The organism is Dokdonella sp. (assembly GCF_019634775.1).
Classification (GTDB): domain Bacteria; phylum Pseudomonadota; class Gammaproteobacteria; order Xanthomonadales; family Rhodanobacteraceae; genus Dokdonella.
The window spans coordinates 2,219,588-2,243,569 of sequence record NZ_JAHCAS010000001.1; the positions used below are offsets into that span (position 1 = coordinate 2,219,588).

At 65.8% G+C, this 23,982-nt stretch carries 21 protein-coding genes and 1 riboswitch; of the genes, 7 read left to right on the top strand and 14 right to left on the bottom strand.

Translation table 11 applies throughout. The features are described 5' to 3' along the window. Nucleotides 1-2: 2 nt before the first annotated feature. The 7 genes from KF907_RS09555 to KF907_RS09585 form a co-directional block, all read right to left on the bottom strand. Complete coding sequence (locus tag KF907_RS09555; RefSeq protein ID WP_023124374.1) at nt 3-1,541, bottom strand: efflux transporter outer membrane subunit; 1,539 nt, start codon at nt 1,539-1,541, stop codon at nt 3-5. Then, nucleotides 1,538-2,656 (bottom strand): ABC transporter permease, encoded by a 1,119-nt coding sequence (locus KF907_RS09560; RefSeq protein ID WP_010792190.1) that lies wholly within the window; start codon nt 2,654-2,656, stop codon nt 1,538-1,540. The genes KF907_RS09555 and KF907_RS09560 overlap by 4 nt, the downstream gene beginning before the upstream one ends. Nucleotides 2,657-2,660: 4 nt before the next feature. Next, on the bottom strand, nt 2,661-3,830 hold the full coding sequence (locus tag KF907_RS09565) for an ABC transporter permease (RefSeq protein WP_010792191.1): 1,170 nt from the start codon (nt 3,828-3,830) through the stop codon (nt 2,661-2,663). Next, complete coding sequence (locus tag KF907_RS09570) at nt 3,827-5,599, bottom strand: ATP-binding cassette domain-containing protein (RefSeq protein WP_256514517.1); 1,773 nt, start codon at nt 5,597-5,599, stop codon at nt 3,827-3,829. The genes KF907_RS09565 and KF907_RS09570 overlap by 4 nt, the downstream gene beginning before the upstream one ends. 1 nt (nt 5,600) lies before the next feature. Beyond that, nucleotides 5,601-6,641, bottom strand: a complete 1,041-nt coding sequence (gene hlyD, locus KF907_RS09575) for a secretion protein HlyD (RefSeq protein WP_010792193.1) — start codon at nt 6,639-6,641, stop codon at nt 5,601-5,603. A gap of 27 nt (nt 6,642-6,668) precedes the next feature. Continuing rightward, the gene (locus KF907_RS09580) at nt 6,669-7,094 is read right to left on the bottom strand and encodes a hypothetical protein (protein WP_256514518.1); all 426 of its coding nucleotides are present in this window, start codon (nt 7,092-7,094) and stop codon (nt 6,669-6,671) included. A gap of 187 nt (nt 7,095-7,281) precedes the next feature. Further along, entirely contained in the window at nt 7,282-7,890 is a 609-nt protein-coding gene (locus KF907_RS09585) for a TetR/AcrR family transcriptional regulator (RefSeq protein WP_023443938.1), read from the bottom strand. A 295-nt stretch (nt 7,891-8,185) separates the two neighbouring features. Between KF907_RS09585 and KF907_RS09590 the strand changes: the two genes are divergently transcribed. From KF907_RS09590 to KF907_RS09610, 5 genes are all read left to right on the top strand, one after another. Next, nucleotides 8,186-9,070, top strand: a complete 885-nt coding sequence (locus KF907_RS09590) for a LysR family transcriptional regulator (protein WP_443089827.1) — start codon at nt 8,186-8,188, stop codon at nt 9,068-9,070. Nucleotides 9,071-9,398: 328 nt separating this feature from the next. Then, complete coding sequence (rimK, locus tag KF907_RS09595; protein WP_291219920.1) at nt 9,399-10,322, top strand: 30S ribosomal protein S6--L-glutamate ligase; 924 nt, start codon at nt 9,399-9,401, stop codon at nt 10,320-10,322. A 178-nt stretch (nt 10,323-10,500) separates the two neighbouring features. Then, the gene (locus tag KF907_RS09600) at nt 10,501-10,986 is read left to right on the top strand and encodes a hypothetical protein (protein ID WP_291219921.1); all 486 of its coding nucleotides are present in this window, start codon (nt 10,501-10,503) and stop codon (nt 10,984-10,986) included. 602 nt (nt 10,987-11,588) lie between these two features. Next, on the top strand, nt 11,589-12,275 hold the full coding sequence (locus KF907_RS09605) for a response regulator transcription factor (protein ID WP_291219922.1): 687 nt from the start codon (nt 11,589-11,591) through the stop codon (nt 12,273-12,275). After that, nucleotides 12,259-13,545 carry a sensor histidine kinase gene (locus tag KF907_RS09610; RefSeq protein WP_291219923.1) on the top strand — a complete coding sequence of 429 codons (1,287 nt, stop codon included), beginning with the start codon at nt 12,259-12,261 and terminating at the stop codon, nt 13,543-13,545. Before KF907_RS09605 ends, KF907_RS09610 begins: the two co-directional genes overlap by 17 nt. A gap of 198 nt (nt 13,546-13,743) precedes the next feature. Here KF907_RS09610 and KF907_RS09615 read toward each other — a convergent pair whose 3' ends face one another. Together KF907_RS09615 and KF907_RS09620 are read right to left on the bottom strand one after the other, a co-directional pair. Further along, complete coding sequence (locus KF907_RS09615; protein WP_291219924.1) at nt 13,744-14,661, bottom strand: branched-chain amino acid transaminase; 918 nt, start codon at nt 14,659-14,661, stop codon at nt 13,744-13,746. Between the two features lie 172 nt (nt 14,662-14,833). Then, the gene (locus KF907_RS09620; protein ID WP_291219925.1) at nt 14,834-15,388 is read right to left on the bottom strand and encodes a hypothetical protein; all 555 of its coding nucleotides are present in this window, start codon (nt 15,386-15,388) and stop codon (nt 14,834-14,836) included. A 370-nt stretch (nt 15,389-15,758) separates the two neighbouring features. On the opposite strand from KF907_RS09620, the gene asnB reads away from it, so the two are divergent. After that, a complete protein-coding gene (gene asnB, locus KF907_RS09625; protein ID WP_291219926.1) occupies nt 15,759-17,432 on the top strand; it encodes an asparagine synthase B in 1,674 nt (557 codons plus the stop codon). A gap of 81 nt (nt 17,433-17,513) precedes the next feature. On the opposite strand, the gene metF is transcribed toward asnB, so the two are convergent. Together metF and ahcY are read right to left on the bottom strand one after the other, a co-directional pair. After that, on the bottom strand, nt 17,514-18,335 hold the full coding sequence (gene metF, locus KF907_RS09630) for a methylenetetrahydrofolate reductase [NAD(P)H] (protein WP_291219927.1): 822 nt from the start codon (nt 18,333-18,335) through the stop codon (nt 17,514-17,516). Between the two features lie 202 nt (nt 18,336-18,537). Next, nucleotides 18,538-19,986, bottom strand: coding sequence for an adenosylhomocysteinase (ahcY, locus tag KF907_RS09635; RefSeq protein WP_291219928.1), 1,449 nt, complete (start codon nt 19,984-19,986; stop codon nt 18,538-18,540). A gap of 74 nt (nt 19,987-20,060) precedes the next feature. Next, nucleotides 20,061-20,147, bottom strand: a riboswitch (S-adenosyl-L-homocysteine riboswitch). A 144-nt stretch (nt 20,148-20,291) separates the two neighbouring features. On the opposite strand from ahcY, the gene KF907_RS09640 reads away from it, so the two are divergent. Then, nucleotides 20,292-21,629 (top strand): TolB family protein, encoded by a 1,338-nt coding sequence (locus KF907_RS09640; protein WP_291219929.1) that lies wholly within the window; start codon nt 20,292-20,294, stop codon nt 21,627-21,629. 116 nt (nt 21,630-21,745) lie between these two features. On the opposite strand, the gene KF907_RS09645 is transcribed toward KF907_RS09640, so the two are convergent. From KF907_RS09645 to KF907_RS09655, 3 genes are read right to left on the bottom strand one after another with little or no spacing between them, the layout of a single operon-like run. Continuing rightward, nucleotides 21,746-22,708 (bottom strand): phosphatidate cytidylyltransferase, encoded by a 963-nt coding sequence (locus KF907_RS09645; RefSeq protein ID WP_291219930.1) that lies wholly within the window; start codon nt 22,706-22,708, stop codon nt 21,746-21,748. Further along, on the bottom strand, nt 22,705-23,298 hold the full coding sequence (locus tag KF907_RS09650; RefSeq protein WP_291219931.1) for a lysophospholipid acyltransferase family protein: 594 nt from the start codon (nt 23,296-23,298) through the stop codon (nt 22,705-22,707). The genes KF907_RS09645 and KF907_RS09650 overlap by 4 nt, the downstream gene beginning before the upstream one ends. Next, nucleotides 23,298-23,924 (bottom strand): CDP-alcohol phosphatidyltransferase family protein, encoded by a 627-nt coding sequence (locus KF907_RS09655; RefSeq protein ID WP_291219932.1) that lies wholly within the window; start codon nt 23,922-23,924, stop codon nt 23,298-23,300. Before KF907_RS09655 ends, KF907_RS09650 begins: the two co-directional genes overlap by 1 nt. Between the last annotated feature and the right edge of the window lie 58 nt (nt 23,925-23,982).

Below are 23,982 nucleotides of genomic sequence, written 5' to 3' on the forward strand. Positions count from 1 at the left end.
AATCAGCGGCTTGAAAACGCGACGGGGGCGGCAGCGCCCCGCAGCGGATGGGTTGCGGTCGATGCCGTCGTGGATACGTCCCAGCCACCACCAAGGGCCTTGTACAGCGCCACCAGTTGCACGGCGGCGTTGGTATGCGCGCGTGCGGCTGCGGTTTCTGCCTCGTGCAGACTGCGCTGGGCAGCCAGCAGTTCGACCAGCGCAATGTCGCCCGCCGCGTAGCGCGCCTTGGCGTGGCCGTAGCTGGTGCGCGCGGCATCCAGTGCCATACCGCGGCGCTCCAGTGTGTCCAGCCCGCCGTGGTAGTCGCCAAGCGCGCGCTCGGCATCGCCCAGCGCCGCCAGCACGGCCTGCTCATAGGCCAGCGCGGCCTGTCGCTCGGCCGCCTCGCGTGCCCGAATTTCGGCTCGCACACGGCCACCGTCGAACAGGCGCCAGGAAATCAGCGGCAGGATGGAAAAACGCGAGCTGGATGCATCGAACCAATCGCCCGTACTGAGCGCTTGGAACCCGCCGCCGACACCGATGGAGAGTTTGGGGAACAACTCGGCCGTGGCCACGCCGATGTCGGCGGAACTCGCTGCCAGGTGACGCTCCGCAGCCAGCACGTCCGGGCGCCGGCGCAGCATCTCTGCGCGCTCGCCCACCGGCAGCGCCCGCAGCGTGCTCGGCGTCAAGGGGCCATCCAGCAGTGCCAGCTCCCGCTCCGGCGGCGCGCCCAGCAGCACGCCCAGGCTGAGTATCGCGGCGCGCTGACGCGCCTGGATATCCGGGATGAGCGCGTTGACTGCTGTCCATTGGGCGTACGCCGCCTCCACGTCGGCGGCCGACGCGTCGCCCAGCGCATGCCGCAGGCGCACCAATTCCAAGGTCTGCTGCAGCGTATCCAGTGTGGCCTGTTGTGCGTGCAACTCGTAGCGGGCGCCGACGGCGGTGAACCAGGTGCGCGCGACCTCGGCCACGATGCGCATGCGTATGCCCTGCGCCTCGGCTTCGGTCGCCTGCAGGCGGGCGCTGGCGCCTTCCAGCGCCCGCCGCTTGGCCCCGAACAAGTCGGCCTCCCAGGCCGCGTCGAAGCCCGCGTCGTAGATGGTCTGCGTGGCGTCAAGGCCGGGGATCGAACCTACGGGCAGGGGTCCGTTCTCGCTTTGACGGCGCCGGTTGACGCTCGCGCCAGCGGCGGCGGTGGGCAATGCCTCGCCGGCCACACGATCGCGCAGGGCGCGTGCCTCATCGATGCGTGCCGCAGCGTGGCGCAGATCCAGGTTCTGTGCCAGCGCCGTGGCCATCAGGCGATCGAGGATGGGATCGTCCAGTGCAGACCACCATTGGCTCAAGTCTGCGGACTGGGATTCGCTTGCCAACGGCAAGCTCCAGCCGCTGCCGACGTCGACCGGCGGCGGCTCGCGGTAGTCGGGGCCCACGCTTGCGCAGGCAGTCAGCAGCACGCAGGACAGGGCCAGCACGAGCGGACGCGCGCGCCCAGGGGTCAGGCCGGTGACGGTTGCGCGAAGAAAGGGAGTGCGGGGCTTGGATTTCATTGCAGGCGTCCTCGGACGAATACGGTGGCCATGGTCAGCGTGGCGAGGGCGATGACCGCCAGCGGCCACAGGCTGGCGAGAATGTCACCGGGCGGCATGGCCTTGAGAAAGCTGCCTTCGACGATGATGAGGAAATGGGTCAGTGGGATGGCCTGAGCCAGCCATTGCAGGACGACAGGCATGTTTTCCACAGGCGTCGCAAAGCCGGACATCAGCACCGCCGGCACGCCGATGGCGAACGCTCCCAGGATGGCCTGCTGCTGCGTCATGCTGACCGCGGAAATCATCAGACCGATGCCGACCACCGAGGCGATGAACAGCACCAGGCTGGCAAGCAGGAGTGCAAACGAGCCCGTAAACGGGATGCCGAACAGGAAGACGCCCGCGCTGATCATGAACAGGCCCAGCCCGGTGCCAATTGCGAGTGCCGGCAGCGACTTGGAGATGATGATCTCGGGCGTCGAGGTGGGCGACACCAGCAACTGGTCGAAGGTGCCCAGCTCGCGCTCGCGCGCGATCGACAACGAGGTGATCAAGAGCGAGCTGAACAGCGCCAGGATGCCCGTCAGGCCGGGCACGATGAACCAGCGGTAGACCAGATTCGGGTTGAACCAGTGGCGCACGACCACGGGCGTTGGTGCCTGGGCGTCGGGCACGACCTCGGCGCCGACATCGGCGGCGATGGTGGACAGATAGGCCACGGTGATCTGCCCGGAGTTGCTGCGCCGGCCATCGACCAGTACCTGCGCGCGGCCACTTTCGCCGGCGGCGATGGAGCGCGAGAAATCCACCGGGATGGCGAGCGCGGCGATCACCTCGCCACGGTCGATCAGCTCGTGGAGCTGCTGTTGGCTGTCGACATGCCGGACGTGGGTGATGAAGCGGGCGCTGTCCAGGCGTTGTACCAACTCGTGCGACCAGCGCCCCGCATCCTGATCGTAGACGGCGATATCGACGTTGCGCACTTCCAGCGTCGCGGCAAAGGCGAACACCAGCAACTGCAGGATCGGCGGCACGAACACCACCATGCGGCTGCGCGGGTCGCGCAGGACGCTGAGCACTTCCTTGATGAACTGGGCGCGCAGGCGGGTGAACGAGAATGCGGAAGTCAACATCGCGTCACTCCAGGTTCTTGCGCGTGGCGCGCTTGGCGATCACGAAGAACAGCCCCCCGATCGCCGCCATGGCCGCCAGGTTGGGCAGGAACACGGCCCAGATGTCGCCGGCCAGGAACACCGTCTTCAGCGAATCGACGAAGTAGCGCGCCGGAACCACCAAGGTGATGGCGCGGATCGGTGCCGGCATGGCGTCGATCTCGTACAGAAAGCCCGACAACATGAAGGCCGGCAGGAAGCCCGTGAACAGCGCAATCTGCGCTGCCAGGAACTGGTTGCGTGCCAAGGAGGAAATCAGCAGACCCTGACCCAGCGCCGGCACCATGAACACCGCCGACAGCAGCAGCAGCGCCGCCAGCGAGCCCCGCATCGGGACCCCGAACACGAACACCGCCAGCGCCGCCGCACCCAGCGTGGACAGCATGCCGAGCACGAAGTACGGCAGCAGCTTGCCGATCAGGATTTCGGCCACCGAGGCCGGCGTGGACAGCACCGCCTCCATGGTGCCGCGCTCCCATTCACGCGCCACCACCAGTGCAGTCAGCATGGTGCCGATGATGGTCATGACGATGGCGATGGCACCGGGAATCAGTGCGCGGCGGCTTTCCAGCTCGGGGTTGAACCAGTAGCGCGGTTCCAGCATGACGGCCTGCGCTGGTGCTCCGACGTCCAGTCCGGCACGCCAGGACTGGACCACGCCGCGGGCGTAGTTCTCGACGTAGTTGGCGGTATTGGGGTAGGAGCCGTCGGTGACGATCTGCACCAGCGGCTCGCTGCCACGCTGGGCCAGCCGCTGCTCGAAATCCTGCGGGATCACCACGTAGCCGCGCAGGTCGCCTGAGACCAGCTGGTCGGCCACTTCGCGCCGGTCATGGGCGAAGTGGGCATCCAGGAACTTTGTGCCGGCAAAGGCCGCCGCAAGCTCCTGCGCTGCAGCGCCGGGCGACTCCAGCACCACGCCGACGCGGACATCCTTCGCATCCAGCGACACCGCATAGGCGAACAGCAGCAGCAACACCACCGGCAGCACGAACGCGATCAGCAGCGTCGAGGGGTCGCGCAGCGCCTGGTAGCTTTCCTTGGTGACCAGGGCGATCAAGCGCCGCAGATCAAAATGGCGCAGGTCGGTCTGCTGTGGTCCATTCCCGTCCTTGTGCTTTGTGGTGCCGTTCATGTGGCGGCCTCCAGCTCGCGGTCCGCCGACTCCACCAGGTGAATGAAGGCGTCCTCCATCGTCGGGTCGGGTCGTTCGGGGCTGACCGCCGAACGTTTGAGCGCGTCGGGCGTATCCAGCGCAATCAGTTGCGCACGCGAGAGCATGGCCACGCGGTCGCAGTATTCGGCCTCGTCCATGAAGTGGGTGGTGACCATGATGGTCACGCCCTTGCGGGCCAGTCCGTTGATGTGGGTCCAGAATTCGCGCCGGGTGATCGGGTCCACGCCCGAAGTGGGTTCATCCAGGAACAGCACGGGCGGCCGGTGCATCAGCGAACAAGCCAATGCCAGGCGCTGCTTGTGGCCCAGCGGCAGGGAATCGGGCGTGGCGGACAGCCAGTCGCCCAGATCGAAGGTTTCGATCATCTCGGCAATGCGCTCGCGCCGGGTGTTGCCTTCCAGTCCGTAGACGCCGGCCGAGAATTCCAGGTTCTGCTGCACCGAGAGCAGGCCGTAGAGCGAAAACTTCTGCGCCATGTAGCCGAGCCGGCTCTTGGCTGCGCCGGTGGCGCGGCGCAGATCATGGCCCACCACATGCGCTTCGCCAGCAGTTGGTTTCAACAGGCCGCACAACATCTTGAAGGTGGTGGACTTGCCGGCGCCGTTAGGGCCGAGCAGGCCGAAGATTTCGCCCTTTTGCACCTCGAAGCTGACGTTGTCGGTGGCGGTGAACTCGCCGAAGCGCTTGGTGAGGTTTCGGCACGACACGGCAATGTCGGAACCCAGCTCAACCGGCGGCAGACGCTCGGCCAGCGTCGAAGTGCCGCCGGGGCCGCCACCGAGCAGATCGATGAAGGCGTCTTCGAAGCGCGCGGGCACCTGCGCCAGCTCCACTCGCGCCTGATCGGACAGGGCCTGGAGCTGCTCCGCTTGAGCGCCCTCGCGCAACACCACGCGCACGCCGGCGCCCTGGATCACGCCATCGCTCACGCTGGGCAGGTCGAGTGCCTGGGTCAGGACCGCTCGGCGCTCGGCACCGACGTCTTCCAGACGGAAACTGCGGCCTTCGAGCTGTGCGGTCAGCTCCTGCGGCGGGCCATCGAACAGGAGCTGCCCTTGGTTCAGCAGCAGCACGCTCTCGCAGCGCTCGGCTTCGTCGAGATAGGCGGTGGACCAGACCACGGCCATGCCTTCATCGGTCAGCGCCTGCACCATGCGCCACAAGTCCTGGCGGCTGACCGGGTCGACACCCACGCCCGGCTCGTCCAGCAGCAGCACCTTCGGCCGCGCCATGAGCGCACAGGCAAGGCCCAGCTTCTGCTTCATGCCGCCGGAGAGCTTGCCGGCCAAACGCTTCGTAAAAGGCCCCAGTCGCGTGAAGTCCAGCAGCTCGGCAAACAGATCGGCGTTGCGGTCCGCATCCATGCCGCGCAACTGCGCATACAGGCGCATGTTCTCCATCACCGACAGGTCTTCGTACAGTCCGAAGCGTTGCGGCATGTAGCCGCTGGCGACGTGAATGGCGTCGTTGTCCTTGACCACGTCATAGCCTGCCAGGGTGACGTGGCCGGCGTTCGGCACCAGGAGGCCGGTCAGAATCCGCATCAGCGTCGTCTTGCCGGCGCCGTCCGGGCCGACCAGACCCGTCAGCCGCCCATAGTGGATGCGCGCGCTCAAGCCCCGCAGCGCCTTTATGTCGCCGAAATGCTTGTCCACGTCTTCGATGACGACGGCAGCGTCTTCGCCCGCACCCGCAGGCACGGCGGCGATAGCAGGGCTTGCCTGCATTTCAACGCTCCCCCGCCGGGATACGGGTGCCGGCTTTCGCATCGACCTCGATCGTCACCGGCATGCCCTGGCGCAAGGCACTGTCGCTGTCGGCTTCGTCGATGACGATGCGCAGGCGGTAGACCAGATCCGTGCGCAAATCCGTCGTCTCCACCGTCTTGGGCGTGAACTCGGCGCGCGGCGAGATGAAGCCGATCTGGCCGCGATAGACCTTCTCTGATGAATCGCTTTTGACGCGCACCACAGTACCGGGCGCGATGCGCCCCAAGTCCGACTCGCCCACGTAGGCGCGCACGTAAACCGGCTTGTCCAGGCTCAGGCTGTAGACCGCGCTCTGGCTTGCGACCATGCTGCCGGGCTCCCGCACTCGTGCGATGACGGTGCCGCTACTGGGCGCCATCAACTCGGTGTCCGCCAAGGCTGTCGTGGCTTGCGCTGCGGCAGCCTGTGCGGCCGCAAGGCGAGCTTCTGCCGCGGCGATGTCTTCCTTGCGAAAACCTTCGGATGCTTGCGACAGGGCCGCCTTGGCCGCTTCGACGCCAGCGGCTGCCTGGTCGCGCGCCGTGCGGGCTGCATCGACCGTGCGCTGGCTGCTGGCGCCCGATGCCAGCAGGCCACTCTGGCGCTGGAAATTGCGCTCGGTCTCGGTGGCGAGCGCCTGGGCCTGCCTGAGGGCTTCGCGCGCCTGGGTGATTTCCTGCGGTCGCAGACCGCGGCGCAGCTTGGCCAGTTCCGCCTGCGCCACCTGCACCTGGGCCTGTGCTGCCGCAAGTGCTTCCCGATAGGGTTGCGCGTCAAGCGCCGCCAGGCGCGCGCCCGCGCTGACGGCATCGCCCTCATCGAAAGCCATTTGCATCACGCGCCCGGGCTGACGGAAGGCCAGTTGCACCTCGCGGATGTCGACGTTGCCGTAGAGGCGCAATGCATCTTGTTGTCCATGGTCGCGCGACAACCAGAACGCCAGTGCGCCGCCAAGAGCGAGCACGACGACGGCGATCACGACCCAACGGGTTTTCTTGAAGAGGAGGTTTGGAGTTTTCATCGATGGGTTTCCGCTGGATAAAGGTGCTCAGTGCTCGCGTGCGACCGGCGCATTCGCCGCTGACCGGCGCCAGGCGATGGCCGCTATGCCAGCCCACACCAACGTGCGCAGCGTCATGGCGACCACCGTGCGTCGCTCCCAGGCGCCACCCAGAGCCACATGCACTCCGAAAGCGAGGAACACGAGTGCGGTCGCCACCGTGATGACAATCGCTAACCACGCGGCCCAGCGCCGGCGCATCCACAAGCCGACGCCGGCGATGATGTAGGCGAACCCGGCCAGAAAATTGAACCAGAGCACGAAGGGCACATAGTGGCCGGCGGCTTGGCGCGCCGCGCCGTCGACAAACAGAACGGCGCCGCCCTCCCGAAGAGTGAGCAGACCGAAGCCGATCGCAAGCAGGGAGATCAGCCAGTGCCAGATGCTGCGTTGTGGATGAGTGGTCATCTTCATGGCCTTTACTTGATCGGGGAAACTCCCAGGCCTTCGTCGTCGTCGCGGCGTGCGTGTGCATTCCGCCGGGCGGTCGGGCTGAGTGTTGAATGACGCGGATTCGCGCTGGAGGCGCAACGCGATCGCATGACCGTGGTGTGCCTCTCGGCTGACCGAGGAACTGCGTGGCGGCAGGATGGAAGGCGTTTCATCGGGTGTGCGTGATGCCACGGAGATAGATGGCAAACACGGCTGGCGCGTCGCGGCGGATGCGTGCTACATCGCCCGCCAGCAACGACTGCATCACCAGCCCTTGAATTGTGCCGATGAACAAGACGACGGCCGCGTCCACATCCAGTTCTGAATGCAGCTCGCTTCGCGCCTTACCGGCTTCGAGCAGTCGACGCAACCGCTCACCATATTGACGGGTCAAGGTCTGCACCATTTGCTTGGGCAGGGTCTCCCCCGGCCGCTGTAATTCGCCGAAGAGCATCCTCGGCACCCCCGGGTGCTCGGCCACGAAGTCGATGTGCGTCTTGAAGATCGCTTCAAGAGCTGCGAGGGGGGACGTAGCACCTTCTGCGGCCTTGTCTACTCGAGCGAGCAGGCGTTCCGTAACCCAGGACATCACCGCCTGCAGGATTGCGTCCTTAGTCGGGAAGTGACGGAACAGTGCTCCCTGGGTCAACCCCATGCGCTGCGCGATGGCCGTGGTCGTGATGTCGCTGGGGTTCTGTTCGGCAGCCAAGTCGACCACTGCCTCGACGGTGGCCGCGCGCCTCTCATCAGCCGGTAGATGCCTGGAGTGTCCGCTCATTGCTTGCATCCCAAAAAGGGAGTAATCTATTACTATCTTACCACTGTGCAGCCAGACCGCAAGAGGGGAAGCACGAAAAAGAGGTCTCGATGAACAGCAGAACTGCTATCTCAGACGGCTGCCAACGGTCGATTTCTGGCGGGCGCAAACGTCGCCCTCCGCACCTCATTGGCGGAAGGGCGCCGGCACATCGCAAGCCTGGCGGGGCGTAAGTGGGCGGGATGTGGATGGAGATGCTGGCGCCCGAGAGGCCGAACCAGAAGAAGACGAACAGGAGGTGGCCTTGGATTTCAGATTGCTGCGCTACTTCATCGCAGTCGCGGAAGAACTGCATCTGGCCCGGGCAGCCGAGCGTCTGGGCATCGAGCAATCGCCTGTGTCACGTGCGATGCGCGACCTAGAAAGCCAGCTTGGCGTGCAGTTGTTCGACCGCAGCACACGCCTGACGCGGCTGACCTGGGCCGGCCAGGTGTTCCTCGGCGAATGCCGGCGCGTGCAGGCCACCGTGGAGCAGGCAGTCAAGAGCGCCAAGGCGGCGGCACAGGGCTACCAGGGCCATCTGCGCATCGCGATCTGCGACGGCCTGGCGCAGCCCCGCATCGCCACCTTGCTGGCACGCAGCCGCGAGGAGGAGCCCGAGATGGAGATTCGCGTCTTCGAGCTGCCGTTCGCGCAGCAGCTCAAGACGCTGCACGACGATCTGCTGGACATCGGCTTTGCGTTGTCAAACGCGGTACATGATGGCCTCGTCGCCGAGCCGGTGTGGACCGATCCGCTGTCGGTGATCGTGCCCGCACGCCACCCCTTGCTGGCACACGTGCAGGTGCCGCTGGCCGAAGCCCTGAAGTTCCCGCTGGTTCTGTGCCATCCCGAATCGGGATCGGGCTGCCGCCATCAGATTCAAGCGCTGCTGCAGGACGCAGGCACGCCGCTCAAGCTGGTCGATGAAGTGACCAGCCTGGGCGTGATGCTGACCCTGGTCGGTGCCGGCTACGGCATCGGCTTCGCCATCGCCTCGCAGGTGCAGACGCTACAGCGCCCGGACATCTCCATTCGTCCCTTGGCCGGCAGCCCACCGGTGCTCTCTACCTACCTGCTGCGCCGCCGGGGCGAACCCTCGGAGCCCATGAAGCGGTTCATCGAGCGGGCGAAAGGCGGGCGGGACCGGGCCTGTCGATGATGAGTCAATCCTTTGAGGACGCAGATCACCTGTCCGTAGCGGCCTGTGGCGTGATGTGCCAGTAGACAGATAGACTTCCGAATGAAATCCGATGCTCTGGCTGTTGATGGATGTGCTTGGCTCGCTTTGGATCACCCGCAACGGCCTGCGTTGACCAGGCCGAAGACTTGAGTCCACAATCGAGTCCATTCCGTGACGCTTGGATCGGAAAAAACGTTCGTAATAAACGAGTTAGCGACCGGGTGCTGTTCCCATCACCCGCTCCATTCCTCCATGACCGCAGCCGCCGCGCAAGGGCGGGTGCAGGTGCGCGTGTCGCACGACTTCGATGAAGATCGCGATCCTCTCCCGCAATGCCGCGCTGTATTCGACGACGCGGCTCGTCGAGGCCGCACGTGCGCGTGGCCATACCGTGCGCGTTCTCGATCCCTTGCGCTGCTACATGCGTATCGCCGCAGGCGCCTTCGAGATGCACTACAAGGGCCGCGCGCTCGGCGGATTCGATGCGGTCATCCCGCGCATCGGCGCCTCGATCACGTTCTACGGCACGGCCGTGCTGCGCCAGTTCGAGATGATGGGCGTATACACGCCAAACACGTCGGATGCGGTGCTGCGGGCGCGCGACAAGCTGCGTTCGCTGCAACTGCTGGCACGTGAAGGCATCGCCCTGCCAATTACCGTGTTCGGCGACTACCCGGATGACACCGCCGACCTGCTCGGCATGCTCGGCGACCCGCCGCACGTCATCAAGCTCAACGAGGGCACGCAGGGGCAGGGTGTCCTGCTCGCCGAGAAACGTTCGGCCTCGCAGGGCATGATCGAGGCATTCCGTGGCCTGTACGCGAACTTCCTCGTGCAGGAGTTCATCGGCGAGGCGAAGGGTGGCGACTTGCGCTGTTTCGTGGTCGGCAATCGGGTGGTCGCGGCGATGCAGCGTCAGGCGCCCGAAGGCGATTTCCGCGCCAACATCCACCGTGGTGGCAAGGCCACGCCGGTGCGGCTGTCGAAGGCCGAGTCGGCGATTGCCCTGGCGGCCGCCTCGACCATGGGCCTGAGCGTGGCTGGTGTCGATCTGCTGCGCTCGAACCGTGGGCCGCTCGTGCTCGAGGTCAATTCGTCACCGGGTCTCGAGGGTATCGAGGCGGCGACCAAATGCGATGTCGCCGATGCCGTGATTGCCCACATCGAGAGTGGTGTCGCGCGCATGCCGGCCAGACCGGCGAGGACGCGCACGCCGCGAGCGGGGTATTGATCTACGACGATCCTCGTTGACAAAAGTACGAACCTCTTCCTACTATCGCCCGCCTGCACTGCATGCCGCCATTGTTTTTCGGCTTGCTCGCGGTTCGCGCCGCGGTTCGGCGGTGCCCCGATTCATTTGCCATTTCCATCAACCAGGAGTTCTGATGAAGTCGTCACTCGTTTCCGTATTGGGCATCGCCCTGGCCGCCATGGTCTGCCTGCCCGGCGTTGCCGAAGCCAAGAAGACCGGCAAGAAGGACGATGGCGCCGTCACAGCCACCACGGCGGCGACCTTTGCAGCACAGGCTGAAGAGGTGCGCCGGGAAATGAAGGCGGGTGGGCGCTATACCGAAATCAGTGCTGACGAGCGCGCGCGCGTCGAGAGGAATCTCGAGGTCATCGCGCGCTTGTTCGCGGAACGGAACGAACTGTCCGCGATGAGCGATCGCCAGAAGCTCGAGCTCATCAATGCTCAGGAAGACGCCAACGCCATCCTCACCAAGAACGACGATGATCGCCTCATCTGCGTATCGCGCCGCCCGACCGGATCGAACTTCAAGCAGAAGCAGTGCATGACGGCCAAGCAGGCGCGCGAGGCGCGCGAGCGGTCTGTCCAGGGCATGGATCGCTACACGCGCCCCGGTGAGTCGAGGGAGTTGCAGGGCAGGCCATGACCCGGTGCGGGAACCTCGAAGGATCCCGAGCCTTCTCGTCATCCCTGCGACTCTCGACAGCCGAACGCTCGGGTGGGCCGGATCCCGGCGTCCAGTCACTTGAATCAAAGTCGCACTGGGCTCCGGCCTTCCCGGTGCGGCGTCCCGACTGCCTGACGTCCGGTGGCAGGGTGGCAACCGCAGGACCCACAGCGCCGCGCGCGTGCCCGGGCCAGGCGACCGGCCTGCGTTTCGCCACGCCCACCCTGCTGCGAACCACGCGGATGTCATGACGCCATTGCGGGATTGATCAGAGCATCCTTAACGGAAGCCTGAGTCGGACTTAACAGGGGTTTAAGCCTTCGGTTCCTATAGTCGGCGGCACTGTAAGTCCTGCTCGACACTCCTAAGTCAGGTTCAGTGACTGGCGGATTACGGTAATCGGGGCAGTAGCTTTTGGCCCAGGCGAGGTGCGTTCCCCCAATGGCGCCTCCCTTGGGCCATTTTCTTTTGCGCGCATCCTGCGCGATCCTGGACCAGAATAGCCTTCGGCTGAACGATCCCTTTCCGGGGATGTCCAAGGCCGTTGCCCGGCTGTCGGGTTCCCACGCTAATCTATCGCCATGCGCATACTCGTCATCGAAGACAACAGCGACATCGCCGCCAATATCGGCGACTTCCTCGCCGACAGGGGCCACGTGGTCGACTTTGCTGGTGACGGTGTGACCGGGCTGCACCTGGCCGTGGTCAACGAGTTCGATGTCATCGTGCTCGATCTCAGTCTGCCTGGCATGGATGGCCTCGAGGTCTGCCGCAAGCTGCGCCAGGACGCCCAGCGGCAGACGCCTGTGTTGATGCTGACCGCACGTGATGCGCTCGAACAGAAGCTCACCGGCTTCGAGTCCGGTGCGGATGACTACATGGTCAAGCCGTTTGCCCTGCAGGAACTGGCCGCGCGCATCGAGGTGCTCGGGCGCCGCGGCAAGGGAAGCAAGAGCCGCCAGCTCCAGCTTGCCGATCTCACCTACAACCTCGACACGCTCGACGTCACGCGGGCCGGCAAGGCGATCCAGCTCAATCCGATCGGCCTCAAGCTGCTGCAGGCGTTGATGGATTCGGCACCGTCCGTGGTCACGCGCCGCGAACTGGAGACGCGAGTCTGGGGTGAGGAACTGCCCGACAGCGATTCCCTGCGCGTGCACATCCACGGCCTGCGCGCGGCGATCGACAAGCCCTTCGACAAGCCGCTGATCCAGACCAAACACGGCATCGGTTACCGCATGGTCGATCCCGATGCGGTCGCGGCGTAGGCTCCGCAGTCGCATCATCATCTCGTTCGCGCTGTTCGGCCTCGGCCTGACGGCGCTGTTCGCGGCAGCGACGATCTACCTCCGTGTGCGCATGGAGGATCAGCTCATCAATGACACGCTCACCCGCGAGCTGCGCCACTTCGTCGATTTCAAGCGTGAGTACCCCGAACCGGACGCGCGCTGGAGCATGTCTCTTTTCGAGGCGCAAATCGTCCGTGCGGGACGCCTGGCGACCGTGCCATTTGCCTGGCAGGGTTACGATTCAGGTGTTTACGACATTGACGACCCCGATCGCGGAGGGCTCAACCAGGCCTACAAGTTGGCCGTCTACAAGGACGCCGACTACTGGGCCTACCTGCGTTTCGACGTCAGTTCGCAGAAGCTCAGCGAGCGCCAGCTGCTCCTGGTTCTCGGCAGTGCGGTGGTCCTGTTCGGCCTGCTTTCGCTGGTCATCGGCGTGTGGCTGTCGGCACGGGTGATGAGCCCGGTGGTGGATCTGGCCGCACGTCTGCGCGAACTGCGCAAGCGCGGTGACTACAAGCCACTTGCACCGCATTTCGCCGACGACGAGGTCGGCCAGGTGGCCGAGGCACTCGACGACTATGCCGCGCGTCTGACTCATCTGGTCGAGCGCGACCGCGAATTCAACGCCGACGTCAGCCACGAATTGCGCACGCCGCTGGCGGTGATCGCGACCACGACAGAACTGCTGCTCGGCCAGAACCTGCCCGACAAGGCGCAGGAACGCCTGCATCGCATCGAGCGCGCGGTACGCCAGTCGACCGAACTCACCGATGCCTTGCTGCTGCTCTCGCGCAGCGAGCGTCGGGGGCCGACCGATGGGGAAGCGACCGATGTGGCGCGCGTGGTCGAACAGGTCATCGACATCAGCCGGCCGCATCTTGGCAGCAAGCCGGTAAAGGTGCGCCTCGACGTCGAGGAGCCCTTGCACACGGCGGCACCATCGTCGGTCGTCGCCGTCGCCCTGACCAACCTGATCGGCAATGCTTTCAAGTACACGCAGGAAGGCGAGGTGGTGGTCATCGTCGGTCATGGCCGCGTCGCCGTCGAGGACACCGGCCCCGGCATCGCCGCGGAAGACGCCGAGCGCCTGTTTGAGCGCGGCCAGCGCGGCACCACCACGGTCAAGGGGGCCGGTCTCGGCCTCGCCATCGTCAAGCGACTGTGCGAGCTGTATGGCTGGAAGGTGTCCCTGGCGCCACGGCCACAGGGCGGGGCGGTCGCAACCCTGAGTTTTGGCAGGGAGTAGAGGGCAGCATCACCGCTGACGAAAGGCGAGCCGCCAGGGATGCTCTGATCACTCCCGCAATGGCGTCACGACATCCGCAAGGCCCGCAGTGGGGCGGGCGCGTGGTGGTTCCGCAGGAAGCGGCTTCACGATCTCCTCATTTGCAACGAGTGCAACGAGGCGAGATTGTCGCGCCTTTGCACCTCGTCTGTCGGGCGATCACACCGGATCGAGCCAACCCCATTCGTCCTTCGTGCGGCCGTCGAACAAGCCGAAGAACAGGCCCTGCAGCCTGCGCGTGAGCGGGCCGGCAACGCCGCTGCCGACCGGTTTGGCGTCGACCGAGCGGATCGGCGTGACTTCGGCGGCGGTGCCGCACATGAAGATCTCGTCGGCGAGGTACAGGTACTCACGCGGCAGGTCGCGTTCGATGACCTCGATGCCGTTCGCGCGAGCGAGCGTGATCAGGGTGTGGCGCGTGATGCCGTTGAGGATTGCTGCGCTGGCCGGCGTCGTGTGCAGCGCGCCGTCGAAGGCCAGGAACAGGTTCTCGCCGGCACCTTCGCTGAGCAGGCCGGTGGACGCCAGGGCGATACCCTCGCCGAAGCCGAGGCGGCGCGCCTCGCGCGCGATGAGCTGGCCGGAAAGATAGTTGCCGCCGGCCTTGGCGCCGGCCGGGATCGTGTTCGGCGCAAAGCGCTGCCAGCTCGACACGCAGGCGTCGATGCCCTGTTCGAGCACGCCGGGACCGAGATACGGGCCCATTTCCCAGGTGGCCACGGCGACGTCGATCGGCGTTTCCGCCGACAGCCCGAAACCACCGAGACCGCGGTACGCGACCGGGCGCAGGTAGGCCTTGGTCAGGCCGTTGCGGCGGATCACCTCGCGGCAGGCTTCAGCCAGCACGTCCTGCGTGTAGGGAATCTCCATGTCGTAGATCTTCGCCGACATGTACAGGCGCTTGAGATGGTCGCCGAGGCGGAAGATCGCCGGACCGTTCGGTGTCTCGTAGCTGCGGATGCCCTCGAACACCGACGAGCCGTAATGCAGGGCATGCGCCATGACATGCACCGTCGCCTCGGCCCACGGCTTGATCGCACCGTTCTGCCAGATGTACTCGGGGTAGTTCGCGGCCATGGTCGGTTTTCCTGCGGAAAGAACCGCCAATGATAGCTGGGAGGGGAAGCTGTTGCGAACGGTGCGGCCAGGAATGGCCACGCCTGGACTCGGCAATGAAGCAGCCTCGCATACGCGTGAAACGCGGTTGACGCAGCGATCCGGGACGACGGCACCAGCCGCGATTCATGAATCACCAATCCACCAACCTCAACCACCAGCAACCGCGATGATCGACGACCTCGAAGCTCGTGCGCGCTTCATGCGGCACGCGGTCGAGGTCACGCGCGGTGCGCACGATCAGCAGCGTGTCCATCGGCGCGCGCGGTCCGCGGCGGCGGGCGTAGGGATCGCCCCAGGGCGCTGACGACACCTGGTCGAGTTCGATCGTGATCAGCGGTTCCTCGATCAGGCGTGCGAGTTCCCGCAGCGTCGCCGTTGCATCACCGCGACCATATCCGTCCCACAGCATCAGTCCCGACAGCGCAATCGCATTGCGTCCGTCGAAGGCAGCGGCGACACGGTCGCGAAGCTCCTGCGGCGAAGTCGGGCAGGTCTGCATCGGCGCAACCAGGGGCAGGGCGTAGTCGATGTCGTCGCCGCGTTCCGGCACGGGAGCCAGCTTGCACGGACGATCGGAGAACACCGGCTCGCCATTGGCGCCGATGCAGCGGCGGACGCCGCCCTGCGCCTGCGCGCTCATAGCCAATGCCGCCAACAGCAAGGCCAGGCATGGTTGCAGGCGCAAGCATCGACATCGTGCGCGAGGCTTGCCGAAGGCGCGGCGATCTGCTCTAGTGCGGGCCATGTCCACGTCCGCCACCCTGCTTCGATCCTGCGCTGCCGTCAACGGCGCGAACAATAATGGACGCATGCAGGCAGGGGCCGGCGTGGGATAGGTGGTTGCATCCCGATTCACGCGCAGAAGGCCCGCCACCGAGCGGGCCTTTTTGCTATGTGCCCTTGTGATCGTCGGTGATCGCTGCTTCGTCTGCCGGTGAGATGTAGGTGAGGTGTTTCGGTACCGGATTCCGCAAGCAGCCATCCATGGCGGCACTTTTCAGAACAGCATTTCCAATCCAGTTTCAGAACAGCAGTTCAAACCCAGGAGTTTCAAGATGTGTTCGATCCTCGGCCTGTTCGGCCTGCAACCCGGTGACGACGTGCCGTCCCTGCGTCGTCTCGCCCTCGAGCTATCGCAGCGCCAGCGCCATCGCGGGCCGGATTGGAGCGGCGTGTACACGGACGATAGCGCGATCCTCGTGCACGAGCGCCTCGCCATCGTCGATCCGGCCGGTGGCTCGCAGCCGTTGCGCTCGCAGGACGGCCTGCTCGCGCTCGCCGTCAACGGCGAGATCTACAACCACCGCGAGCTCGAGCGCGGCCTCGCGCAGCCGTACGCTTTCCAGACCGGCTCGGACTGCGAGGTCATCAACGCGCTGTATCGCGAGCACGGTCCCGAGGGCGTGAAGAAACTCAATGGCATCTTCGCCTATGCGTTGTGGGATGCCGGGCGCAAGCGTTTCGTCATTGCCCGCGATCCGATCGGCGTCTGCCCGTTGTATTGGGGACACGATCGCGAGGGCCGCATCTGCGTGGCCTCCGAGATGAAGGCGCTGGTCGGCGTCTGTGCCGACGTCGCCACGTTCCCGCCCGGCCACTACTACGACAGCGAGTCCGGTGAACTCGTGCGCTACTACGACAAGCCGTGGCGCGCTTATGCGGCGACCGAAGGCGTGACGATCGAGCCCGCTGCGCTGCGCTCGGCCTTCGAGGCGGCCGTGCATCGCCAGTTGATGACCGATGTGCCGTACGGCGTGCTGTTGTCGGGCGGCCTCGATTCCTCGCTCGTCGCCGCCTGCGCAGCACGTTTCGCCCGCCACCGCATCGAGGAAGACGACAACGCCGAAGCCTGGTGGCCACGGCTGCATTCGTTCGCGATCGGCCTGAAGGGGTCGCCGGACCTCGCCGCCGCCGAGATCGCCGCCAAGGCACTTGGCACCGTGCACCACGGCTTCGAATACAGCTTCGAGGAAGGCCTCGACGCGCTGCCCGAGGTGATCCGTCACATCGAGAGCTACGACGTCACTTCGATCCGCGCATCCACGCCGATGTACCTGCTCGCGCGGCGCATCAAGGCGATGGGCGTGAAGATGGTGCTGTCGGGTGAGGGTTCGGACGAGATTTTCGGCGGCTACCTCTACTTCCACAAGGCGCCGAATGCGCGCGAGTTCCATGAGGAGACCGTGCGCAAGCTCGATGCGCTGCATCTCTACGACTGCCTGCGCGCGAACAAGTCGATGATGGCCTGGGGCGTAGAGGCGCGCGTGCCGTTCCTCGACCTCGAGTTCCTCGACGTCGCCATGTCGATCGACGCGAAGGCGAAGATGGCCGGCAACGGCCGCATCGAGAAGGCAATCCTGCGCGAGGCCTTCGAGGGTGCCTTGCCCGAGTCGATCCTGTGGCGGCAGAAGGAGCAATTCAGCGACGGCGTCGGTTATGGCTGGATCGATGGCCTCAAGGCGCATGCCGAGGCGCAGGTCAGCGATCGTGAATTCGCCGCTGCGGCGGCGCGTTTCCCGGTCAATCCGCCGCAGACCAAGGAGGCCTATTTCTACCGCGCGATCTTCGAACAGCACTTCCCGGGACAGGCCTGTGCGGAGACGATTCCAGGCGGCAAGTCGATCGCCTGTTCGACACCGGCGGCGATCGCCTGGGATCCGGCCTTCGCGAACTCCGCCGACCCGTCCGGGCGCGCGGTGGCGGGAGTGCATCTCGCCGCGACGGGTTGATGGCTGCTCGTGTGTCCAGGCGGCTTCGATGGGGTCCAGAGCAGGAGCATCGCGGCTGAAGCCGCTTCCTACGGGTTTCGATTACAGGCGTTCGAGGATGGCCAGGGTCGGCTTCGCGCGGTTCAGTGTGTAGAAGTGCAGGCCGGGCGCACCGCCATCGACGAGACGGCGGCACAGGTCGGCGACGACGTCGGCACTGAACTCGCGAATGGCCGCGGCATCGTCACCGAGTGCGGCGAGGCGTTTTCCGAGCCAGCGTGGGATTTCGGCGCCGCACATTTCCGAGAAGCGCCTTAGCTGGCTGAAGTTTGCGATCGGCATGATGCCCGGCACGATCGGCACATCGACGCCGAGCCGGCGCACGGCGTCGACGAAGCGGAAGTAGCCATCGGCGTTGTAAAAGTACTGGGTGATCGCGCTGTTTGCGCCGGCATCGATCTTGCGCTTGAAGTTGGCGAGGTCGGCGAGCGCGTCCTCGGCCTGCGGATGGACTTCCGGGTAGCAGGCCACGTCGAGATGGAAATGGTCGCCGGTTTCGGCACGGATGAAGGCGACCAGGTCGCTGGCATAGCGGAAATCGCCGAAGCTCGCCATGCCCGATGGCAGGTCGCCACGCAGGGCGACTATGCGGCGTACGCCGAGATCGCGGTACTCGTCGACGAGGCGGCGGACTTCCTCGCGCGTGCCGCCCATGCATGACAGATGTGGCGCGGCGACGAGGCCGTGCCGGTCGAGCAGGTCGCGGACGGCCTCGACCGTATAGCTCAGCGTCGAGCCGCCGGCACCGAAGGTCACGGAGACATATTCGGGTGCATGCGCCTTGAGCGCTGTCGCTGCGCGCGCTAGCCCCTCGCGCTGTTCGTCGGTCTTGGGCGGGAAGAACTCGAAGCTGACTGCCGCCATCGGGAAGGTCCGGCCGGGTGGGGCAGGCAGTCTATCTTTTCATCGCGATGAAAGGTAAGAAGACCGGCCGGGGGCATATGCAGCGGGTGGCGCACTCGCCGGCATGCCGACATGTGTCGCTGGCGTCTGCGTCCGTGCACGCCGCAACGAAAACGGGCGCCTTGCGGCGCCCGTTTCGTCCACGCATCGGCCAGACAGCCGATCAGTAGCGGTAGTGCTCCGGCTTGTACGGCCCGTCCACGCGCACGCCAAGGTAGTCGGCCTGCTCGGGAGTCAGCTTGGTCAGCTTCACGCCGATCTTCTCCAGGTGCAGGCGCGCGACTTCCTCGTCGAGCTTCTTCGGCAGGATGTAGACCTTCGGGTCGTAGAAGTCCTTGTTGGCCCACAGGTCGATCTGCGCCAGGGTCTGGTTGGAGAAGCTGTTCGACATGACGAAGCTCGGGTGGCCGGTGGCGCAGCCGAGGTTCACCAGGCGACCCTCGGCGAGCAGGAAGATGCTGCGGCCGTTGGGCAGGTCGAAGCGGTCGACCTGCGGCTTGATATTGACTTGGGTGACGCCGGCCAGCGCCTTCAGCGCCTCGACCTGGATCTCGTTGTCGAAGTGACCGATGTTGCAGACGATGGCCTGGTCCTTCATCGCCTGCATGTGCGCGACGGTGATGATGTCCTTGTTGCCGGTGGTGGTGACGTAGATGTCTGCGGTGCCGAGGGTGTCCTCGACGGTCTTGACCTCGTAGCCTTCCATCGCCGCCTGCAGCGCGCAGATCGGATCGATCTCGGTGACCACGACGCGCGCGCCGTAGGCACGCAGGCTGTGCGCCGAGCCCTTGCCGACGTCGCCGTAGCCGCAGACCACGGCAACCTTGCCGGCCAGCATCACGTCCATCGCGCGCTTGAGGCCGTCGGCCAGCGACTCGCGGCAGCCATAGAGGTTGTCGAACTTGCTCTTGGTCACCGAGTCGTTGACGTTGATCGCCGGTACCAACAGCTTGCCGCGCTCGGCGAGCTGGTAGAGGCGGTGCACGCCGGTCGTGGTTTCCTCGGAGACGCCCTTCCAGTCGGCGACCACGCGGGTCCAATAGCCTGGACGCTCCTTGGCCACGCGCTTGAGCAGGTTCTTGATGACCTGCTCCTCGTGGCTGCCGGAGGGTGAGTTCACCCAGCTTTCGTCACCCTTTTCGAGTTCGTAGCCCTTGTGGATCAGCAGGGTCACGTCGCCGCCATCGTCGACGACGAGTTGCGGGCCAGTCAGCGTGCCGTCGGCCAGGGTGAAGGTCAGCGCGTCGAGCGTGCAGTCCCAGTATTCCTCCAGCGTCTCGCCCTTCCAGGCGAAAACCGGCGTGCCGCTGGCGGCGATCGCGGCGGCGGCGTGGTCCTGTGTGCTGAAGATGTTGCACGAGGCCCAGCGCACGTCCGCGCCGATGTCCTTGAGCGTCTCGATCAGCACGGCGGTCTGGATTGTCATGTGCAGCGAGCCGGTCACGCGCACGCCCTTGAGCGGCGCTTCGGCCTGGTACTTGCGGCGGATCGACATCAGGCCCGGCATCTCGTGCTCGGCGATGTCGATTTCCTTGCGGCCCCAGTCGGCCAGCTTGATGTCGGCAACCTTGTAGTCGCCTTCGGTCGAGAAGGTCTTCAGTACAGCGTTCATGGTTGTTGCTCCGGTTCGTGACCGCACCGCGCTCGCGCGCCGGCTGGCCGGTGGCGGACGCAGGTTCGGATCGGGTTGGCCGGGCGCCGTTGCACGGGAATCGCCTGTCGAGCCTGGGTTCGCCACCGGATGGCGGACGACGTGCAGCGCCCCTCGACAGGGAGGCCGGGGATTATACCCGCCGGCCCAGCGGAAACCGGAAGGTGCCGCGCGCCGGTTGCAGGTTTTTCCCGCGGACTGCGTTTCCTTCCATGCCGGGACTTGCCGTCCCCCGGGATTCACGCGCGGTGATTCCGGAATCCGTCATGCAGGAGATCGCCATGCAGTTTCATCGCCGCCTCGCTGCCGCCCTTGTCGTCGGCAGCGCAACCGTCCTTTCCTGTCCGGCAGAGGCGGGCGATTTCGTCTACGCCCGTCTGGTGCCGGGCGTGGGGATGCAGCCCGACGGCCCCTCCGAGACAGTCGACATGTCGGCCGACGGTCGCACGGTGGTCTTCTCCAGCAGCGCGGCCAATTGGGCATCGAGCGGCTCCTTCATCGGCAACCGCGCACTCGCCATCGATCTGCATACCGGCGCGATCGACGTCGTTTCCCGAAACTCCGGAGCCGGCACCACCATGCGCGGCGAACGACCAGCGGTCTCGGGCGACGGTCGCTACGTGGCCTTCCTGACCTTCGATCACCCTCAGGCCCCGAACTGGCAGGTGATGCGCAGGGATCGCCAGACCGGCATCCTGGTCATGGCCAGCCGCAACGCGGCCGGTGTGCCCTCCAGCGGCACCGACGACGACACGGTGTCGATCTCCACCGACGGCCGCTACATCGCCCTCGAGACCAACTCCGAGAACTTCGGCCTGACGCCCGGCGCCTGGCAGGAAATCTTCGTCAAGGACATGGACACCGGTGCGGTGGAGATGGCCTCGGTCAAGGCCGATGGCACGCCGTCCGGCGGCCAGTGCGACCTGTATCCGAAGGCGCTGTCGGGCGACGGCCGCTACATCGTGTTCAAGTGCAACCAGCCCATCGTTCCCGGCGCCACCTGGGGACAGGTCTATGTCCGCGATCTGGTCACCGACACCACCGAACTGGTCAGCCGCTTGGGGGCGGCCGGTGCCTCCTCCACCGCCGGAACGACCCGGCCGGCGATCTCGCCGAACGGCCGCTACGTCAGCTTCCAGAACGGCGCCCACGGCGGCCTGGGCTATGCCAACGGCGCGAACGTCAATGGCAACAGCGGCATCTACGTCCGCGACCGGCAGACCCAGACCACCATCGCGATTCCGCGACCGGCCATCATTCCGGCCAATGACTACGACAGCTGCACCGTTTCGTCGGTGTCCAACCTCGGATCGCTGACCATGGCCTGCACGATGGACACCCCGTCTGGCCGGCTCTCGCAGGTGTTCACGTACGTTCCCGGCCAGCCGTCACCGACGCTGGTCTCGGTCAACGGCAGCGGCCAGCCGGGCAACGGCCACTCCGGCAACACACTGGCGGTGAACGGCTCGGGCCTGTCCATGGCCTGGGAGTCGCGGGCCAGCGACCTCGCTCCGGGCGACAGCAACGGCTTCTCCGACATCTTCGTGCTGGTGCATTCCTCGCTGCTGAGCGATGTCATCTTTGCCAGCGGTTTCGACAACTGATCCGATGCGGGCCGCTTCATGGGTGATGCTCCGCTGAAAGATGCATCGCCCCTGAAGGGGCTCCCGCGGGTGCTCCGTTTTTCCGCAGGAGCCCGTTCACGGGCGACCTCGTGCGATCAGGCGAAGCCGTAGCGCACCACATGGAAGAACACCGGTGCGGCGAAGGTCACCGAGTCGAGGCGGTCGAGCATGCCGCCGTGGCCTTCGATCATCTGTCCCCAGTCCTTGGCGCCCAGGCTGCGCTTGACTGCCGACAGCGCAAGACCGCCGAGGAAACCGCACAGCACGATCAGGAGTGACAGCATGCCCGACTGCAGCGGCGTGAACGGAGTGATCCACCACAGCGCGGCACCAATCGCGGCGGCCGAGAGGCCGCCACCGACCAGGCCCTCGATGGTCTTCGACGGGCTCACCTTGGGCGCCAGTTTGTGTCGGCCGAACAGCTTGCCGAACACGTACTGCAACACGTCGCTGATCTGCACGACCAGCAGCAGGTAGAGCAGCAGCAACAGGTTGCTGCCCTCGAACCCCGGGATGCGCAGCAGGAGCAGGGCAGGGGCGTGGCTGATGCAGTACACGGTCAGCATCAGGCCCCACTGGATCTTGGTGTTGCGCTCGAGGAAGTGCTCGGTATCTCCAGCCAGTGCAGACACCGCCGGCAGCAGCAGGAAGCCGTAGACCGGAATCAGGATCACGAACAGGCCGTACCAGTCGCTGCCGATCAGCCAGTACTGCAGCGGGATCGCCACGTAGAAGCACAGGCACAGCGGCAGATGGTCGCCGGGGCGCGTCGGCGTCAGCGTGATGAACTCGCGCAGGGCGAGGAACGACGCCAGCGCGAACAGCACCAGGGTGGCGATGCGACCGAGCAGGAAGCAGGCACACAGCACGGCGACCATGACCCACCACGCATTGATGCGCGCGACGAGGTTGTCGACCACCGCGCCGGGGCGCATGCGCCCGAGCACGAAGCCGATCGCGCTTGCGACGATGAGCAGGGCGAGCACGCCACCCATGACCCACCAGAACTGCGCCGGCGTGTCGGCGACCAGGGCCGCGAACCAGGATTGCGGATTCATGCGAGTTTCACCACGGCATTGCGTGCGCGTTCGAGGAAATCGGCTTTGCTTTCACCATCCATGCGCTGGATCACCTCGCCGAAACGCACGGTGCAGATCAGCGGCACCGGCAGCAGGCTGCCTTTCGGCAAGCTGCGACGGGCATTGTCGAGATACACGGCGACCAGTTCGACCTGCGGGTGGCGCTCGGCGAGGTGGTACAGCCCGGACTTGAACGGCAACGGCAGTGCTTCGGCATTGCGTGTGCCTTCCGGGAACAAGATCAGTGAATCGCCGGCCGCCAGCGCGTCATCCAGCGGTTGCAGCGGATCGCCCTCGGCCTTGTCGCGGTTGCGCTCGATCAGCACGGCGTTGAGGCCGCGTCGCGCGACCAGCGCACGCAGGCCGCGGCTCCAGTAGTCCTTTGCGGCGACCGGTCGCGTGCGCCGACGCAGCGTCGGCGGCAAGGCCGCCCACAATGCCAGCGTGTCGAGATGGCTGGCGTGGTTGGCAAAGTAGATGCGCTGCGCGGCTTTTGGCTGTGTGCCGATCCATTGCGGATATGCGCCGACCAGCAGGCGCACCAGGGCGACGAGCAGGCGCGCGATCATCAGCCCTTCGCCCGCAGTTGCGCGGCGATCGCGCGCGTGCGCGTGACGCAGGTCAGCGCGGAGCCGACGGCGATGATGACCGCGGCGGCGAGCAGCGCATGCCGCGTACCGTTGAAATGTCCTTCGAGCGCGCCGACGAGGCAGCCGAGCGTGAGCACAGCCATGCGGTGCGGCTTGGCCATCGGCCCGCGGAAATCCTGGGCGAAACCGAGCGCGCCACCGGTCGCGCGCACGTAGGCGGTCAGTGCGGCGAGCAGGGCGCCGAGCCAGCCGAGCCACGGCATCTGGATCGTGTAGCCCAGCGCGACGATGAACAGCGAATCGGCGATGCGATCCGGCAGTTCGTTGTACAGCGAACCGACCGGCGACTGCTTGCCGCCCTCGATCGCGACCATGCCGTCGAACAGGTTGCAGGCCAGGCGCAACTGCACGCAGACGGCGGCGAGCACGAGGCCGGCCGTGGTCGGCCATTCGACCAGCAGCCAGGCACCTGCGATTGCAAAGACGATGCTGACCACCGAAATCTGGTTCGGCGTGACGCTGCTGCGGGCGAGCGTCGAGGCGATCGCCTTGGCCCAGCCTGTGCTGCGCGAGGTGAGTGGGCGGCGGGTTTCGGTGGGGGGCATGGGCATATGGAGTCGATGCGGGTTGATGCAGCATAGCGATCGTCGTGGGCATTGGGGG

Bases quoted from the DNA above. Each gene is read 5' to 3' on its own strand.
- KF907_RS09555 (WP_023124374.1), bottom strand. From the start codon at position 1,541: ATGAAATCCAAGCCCCGCACTCCCTTTCTTCGCGCAACCGTCACCGGC.
- KF907_RS09560 (WP_010792190.1), bottom strand. From the start codon at position 2,656: ATGTTGACTTCCGCATTCTCGTTCACCCGCCTGCGCGCCCAGTTCATC.
- KF907_RS09565 (WP_010792191.1), bottom strand. From the start codon at position 3,830: ATGAACGGCACCACAAAGCACAAGGACGGGAATGGACCACAGCAGACC.
- KF907_RS09570 (WP_256514517.1), bottom strand. From the start codon at position 5,599: ATGCAGGCAAGCCCTGCTATCGCCGCCGTGCCTGCGGGTGCGGGCGAA.
- hlyD (WP_010792193.1), bottom strand. From the start codon at position 6,641: ATGAAAACTCCAAACCTCCTCTTCAAGAAAACCCGTTGGGTCGTGATC.
- KF907_RS09580 (WP_256514518.1), bottom strand. From the start codon at position 7,094: ATGAAGATGACCACTCATCCACAACGCAGCATCTGGCACTGGCTGATC.
- KF907_RS09585 (WP_023443938.1), bottom strand. From the start codon at position 7,890: ATGAGCGGACACTCCAGGCATCTACCGGCTGATGAGAGGCGCGCGGCC.
- rimK (WP_291219920.1), top strand. From the start codon at position 9,399: ATGAAGATCGCGATCCTCTCCCGCAATGCCGCGCTGTATTCGACGACG.
- KF907_RS09605 (WP_291219922.1), top strand. From the start codon at position 11,589: ATGCGCATACTCGTCATCGAAGACAACAGCGACATCGCCGCCAATATC.
- KF907_RS09610 (WP_291219923.1), top strand. From the start codon at position 12,259: ATGCGGTCGCGGCGTAGGCTCCGCAGTCGCATCATCATCTCGTTCGCG.
- KF907_RS09615 (WP_291219924.1), bottom strand. From the start codon at position 14,661: ATGGCCGCGAACTACCCCGAGTACATCTGGCAGAACGGTGCGATCAAG.
- asnB (WP_291219926.1), top strand. From the start codon at position 15,759: ATGTGTTCGATCCTCGGCCTGTTCGGCCTGCAACCCGGTGACGACGTG.
- metF (WP_291219927.1), bottom strand. From the start codon at position 18,335: ATGGCGGCAGTCAGCTTCGAGTTCTTCCCGCCCAAGACCGACGAACAG.
- ahcY (WP_291219928.1), bottom strand. From the start codon at position 19,986: ATGAACGCTGTACTGAAGACCTTCTCGACCGAAGGCGACTACAAGGTT.
- KF907_RS09640 (WP_291219929.1), top strand. From the start codon at position 20,292: ATGCAGGAGATCGCCATGCAGTTTCATCGCCGCCTCGCTGCCGCCCTT.
- KF907_RS09645 (WP_291219930.1), bottom strand. From the start codon at position 22,708: ATGAATCCGCAATCCTGGTTCGCGGCCCTGGTCGCCGACACGCCGGCG.
- KF907_RS09650 (WP_291219931.1), bottom strand. From the start codon at position 23,298: ATGATCGCGCGCCTGCTCGTCGCCCTGGTGCGCCTGCTGGTCGGCGCA.
- KF907_RS09655 (WP_291219932.1), bottom strand. From the start codon at position 23,924: ATGCCCCCCACCGAAACCCGCCGCCCACTCACCTCGCGCAGCACAGGC.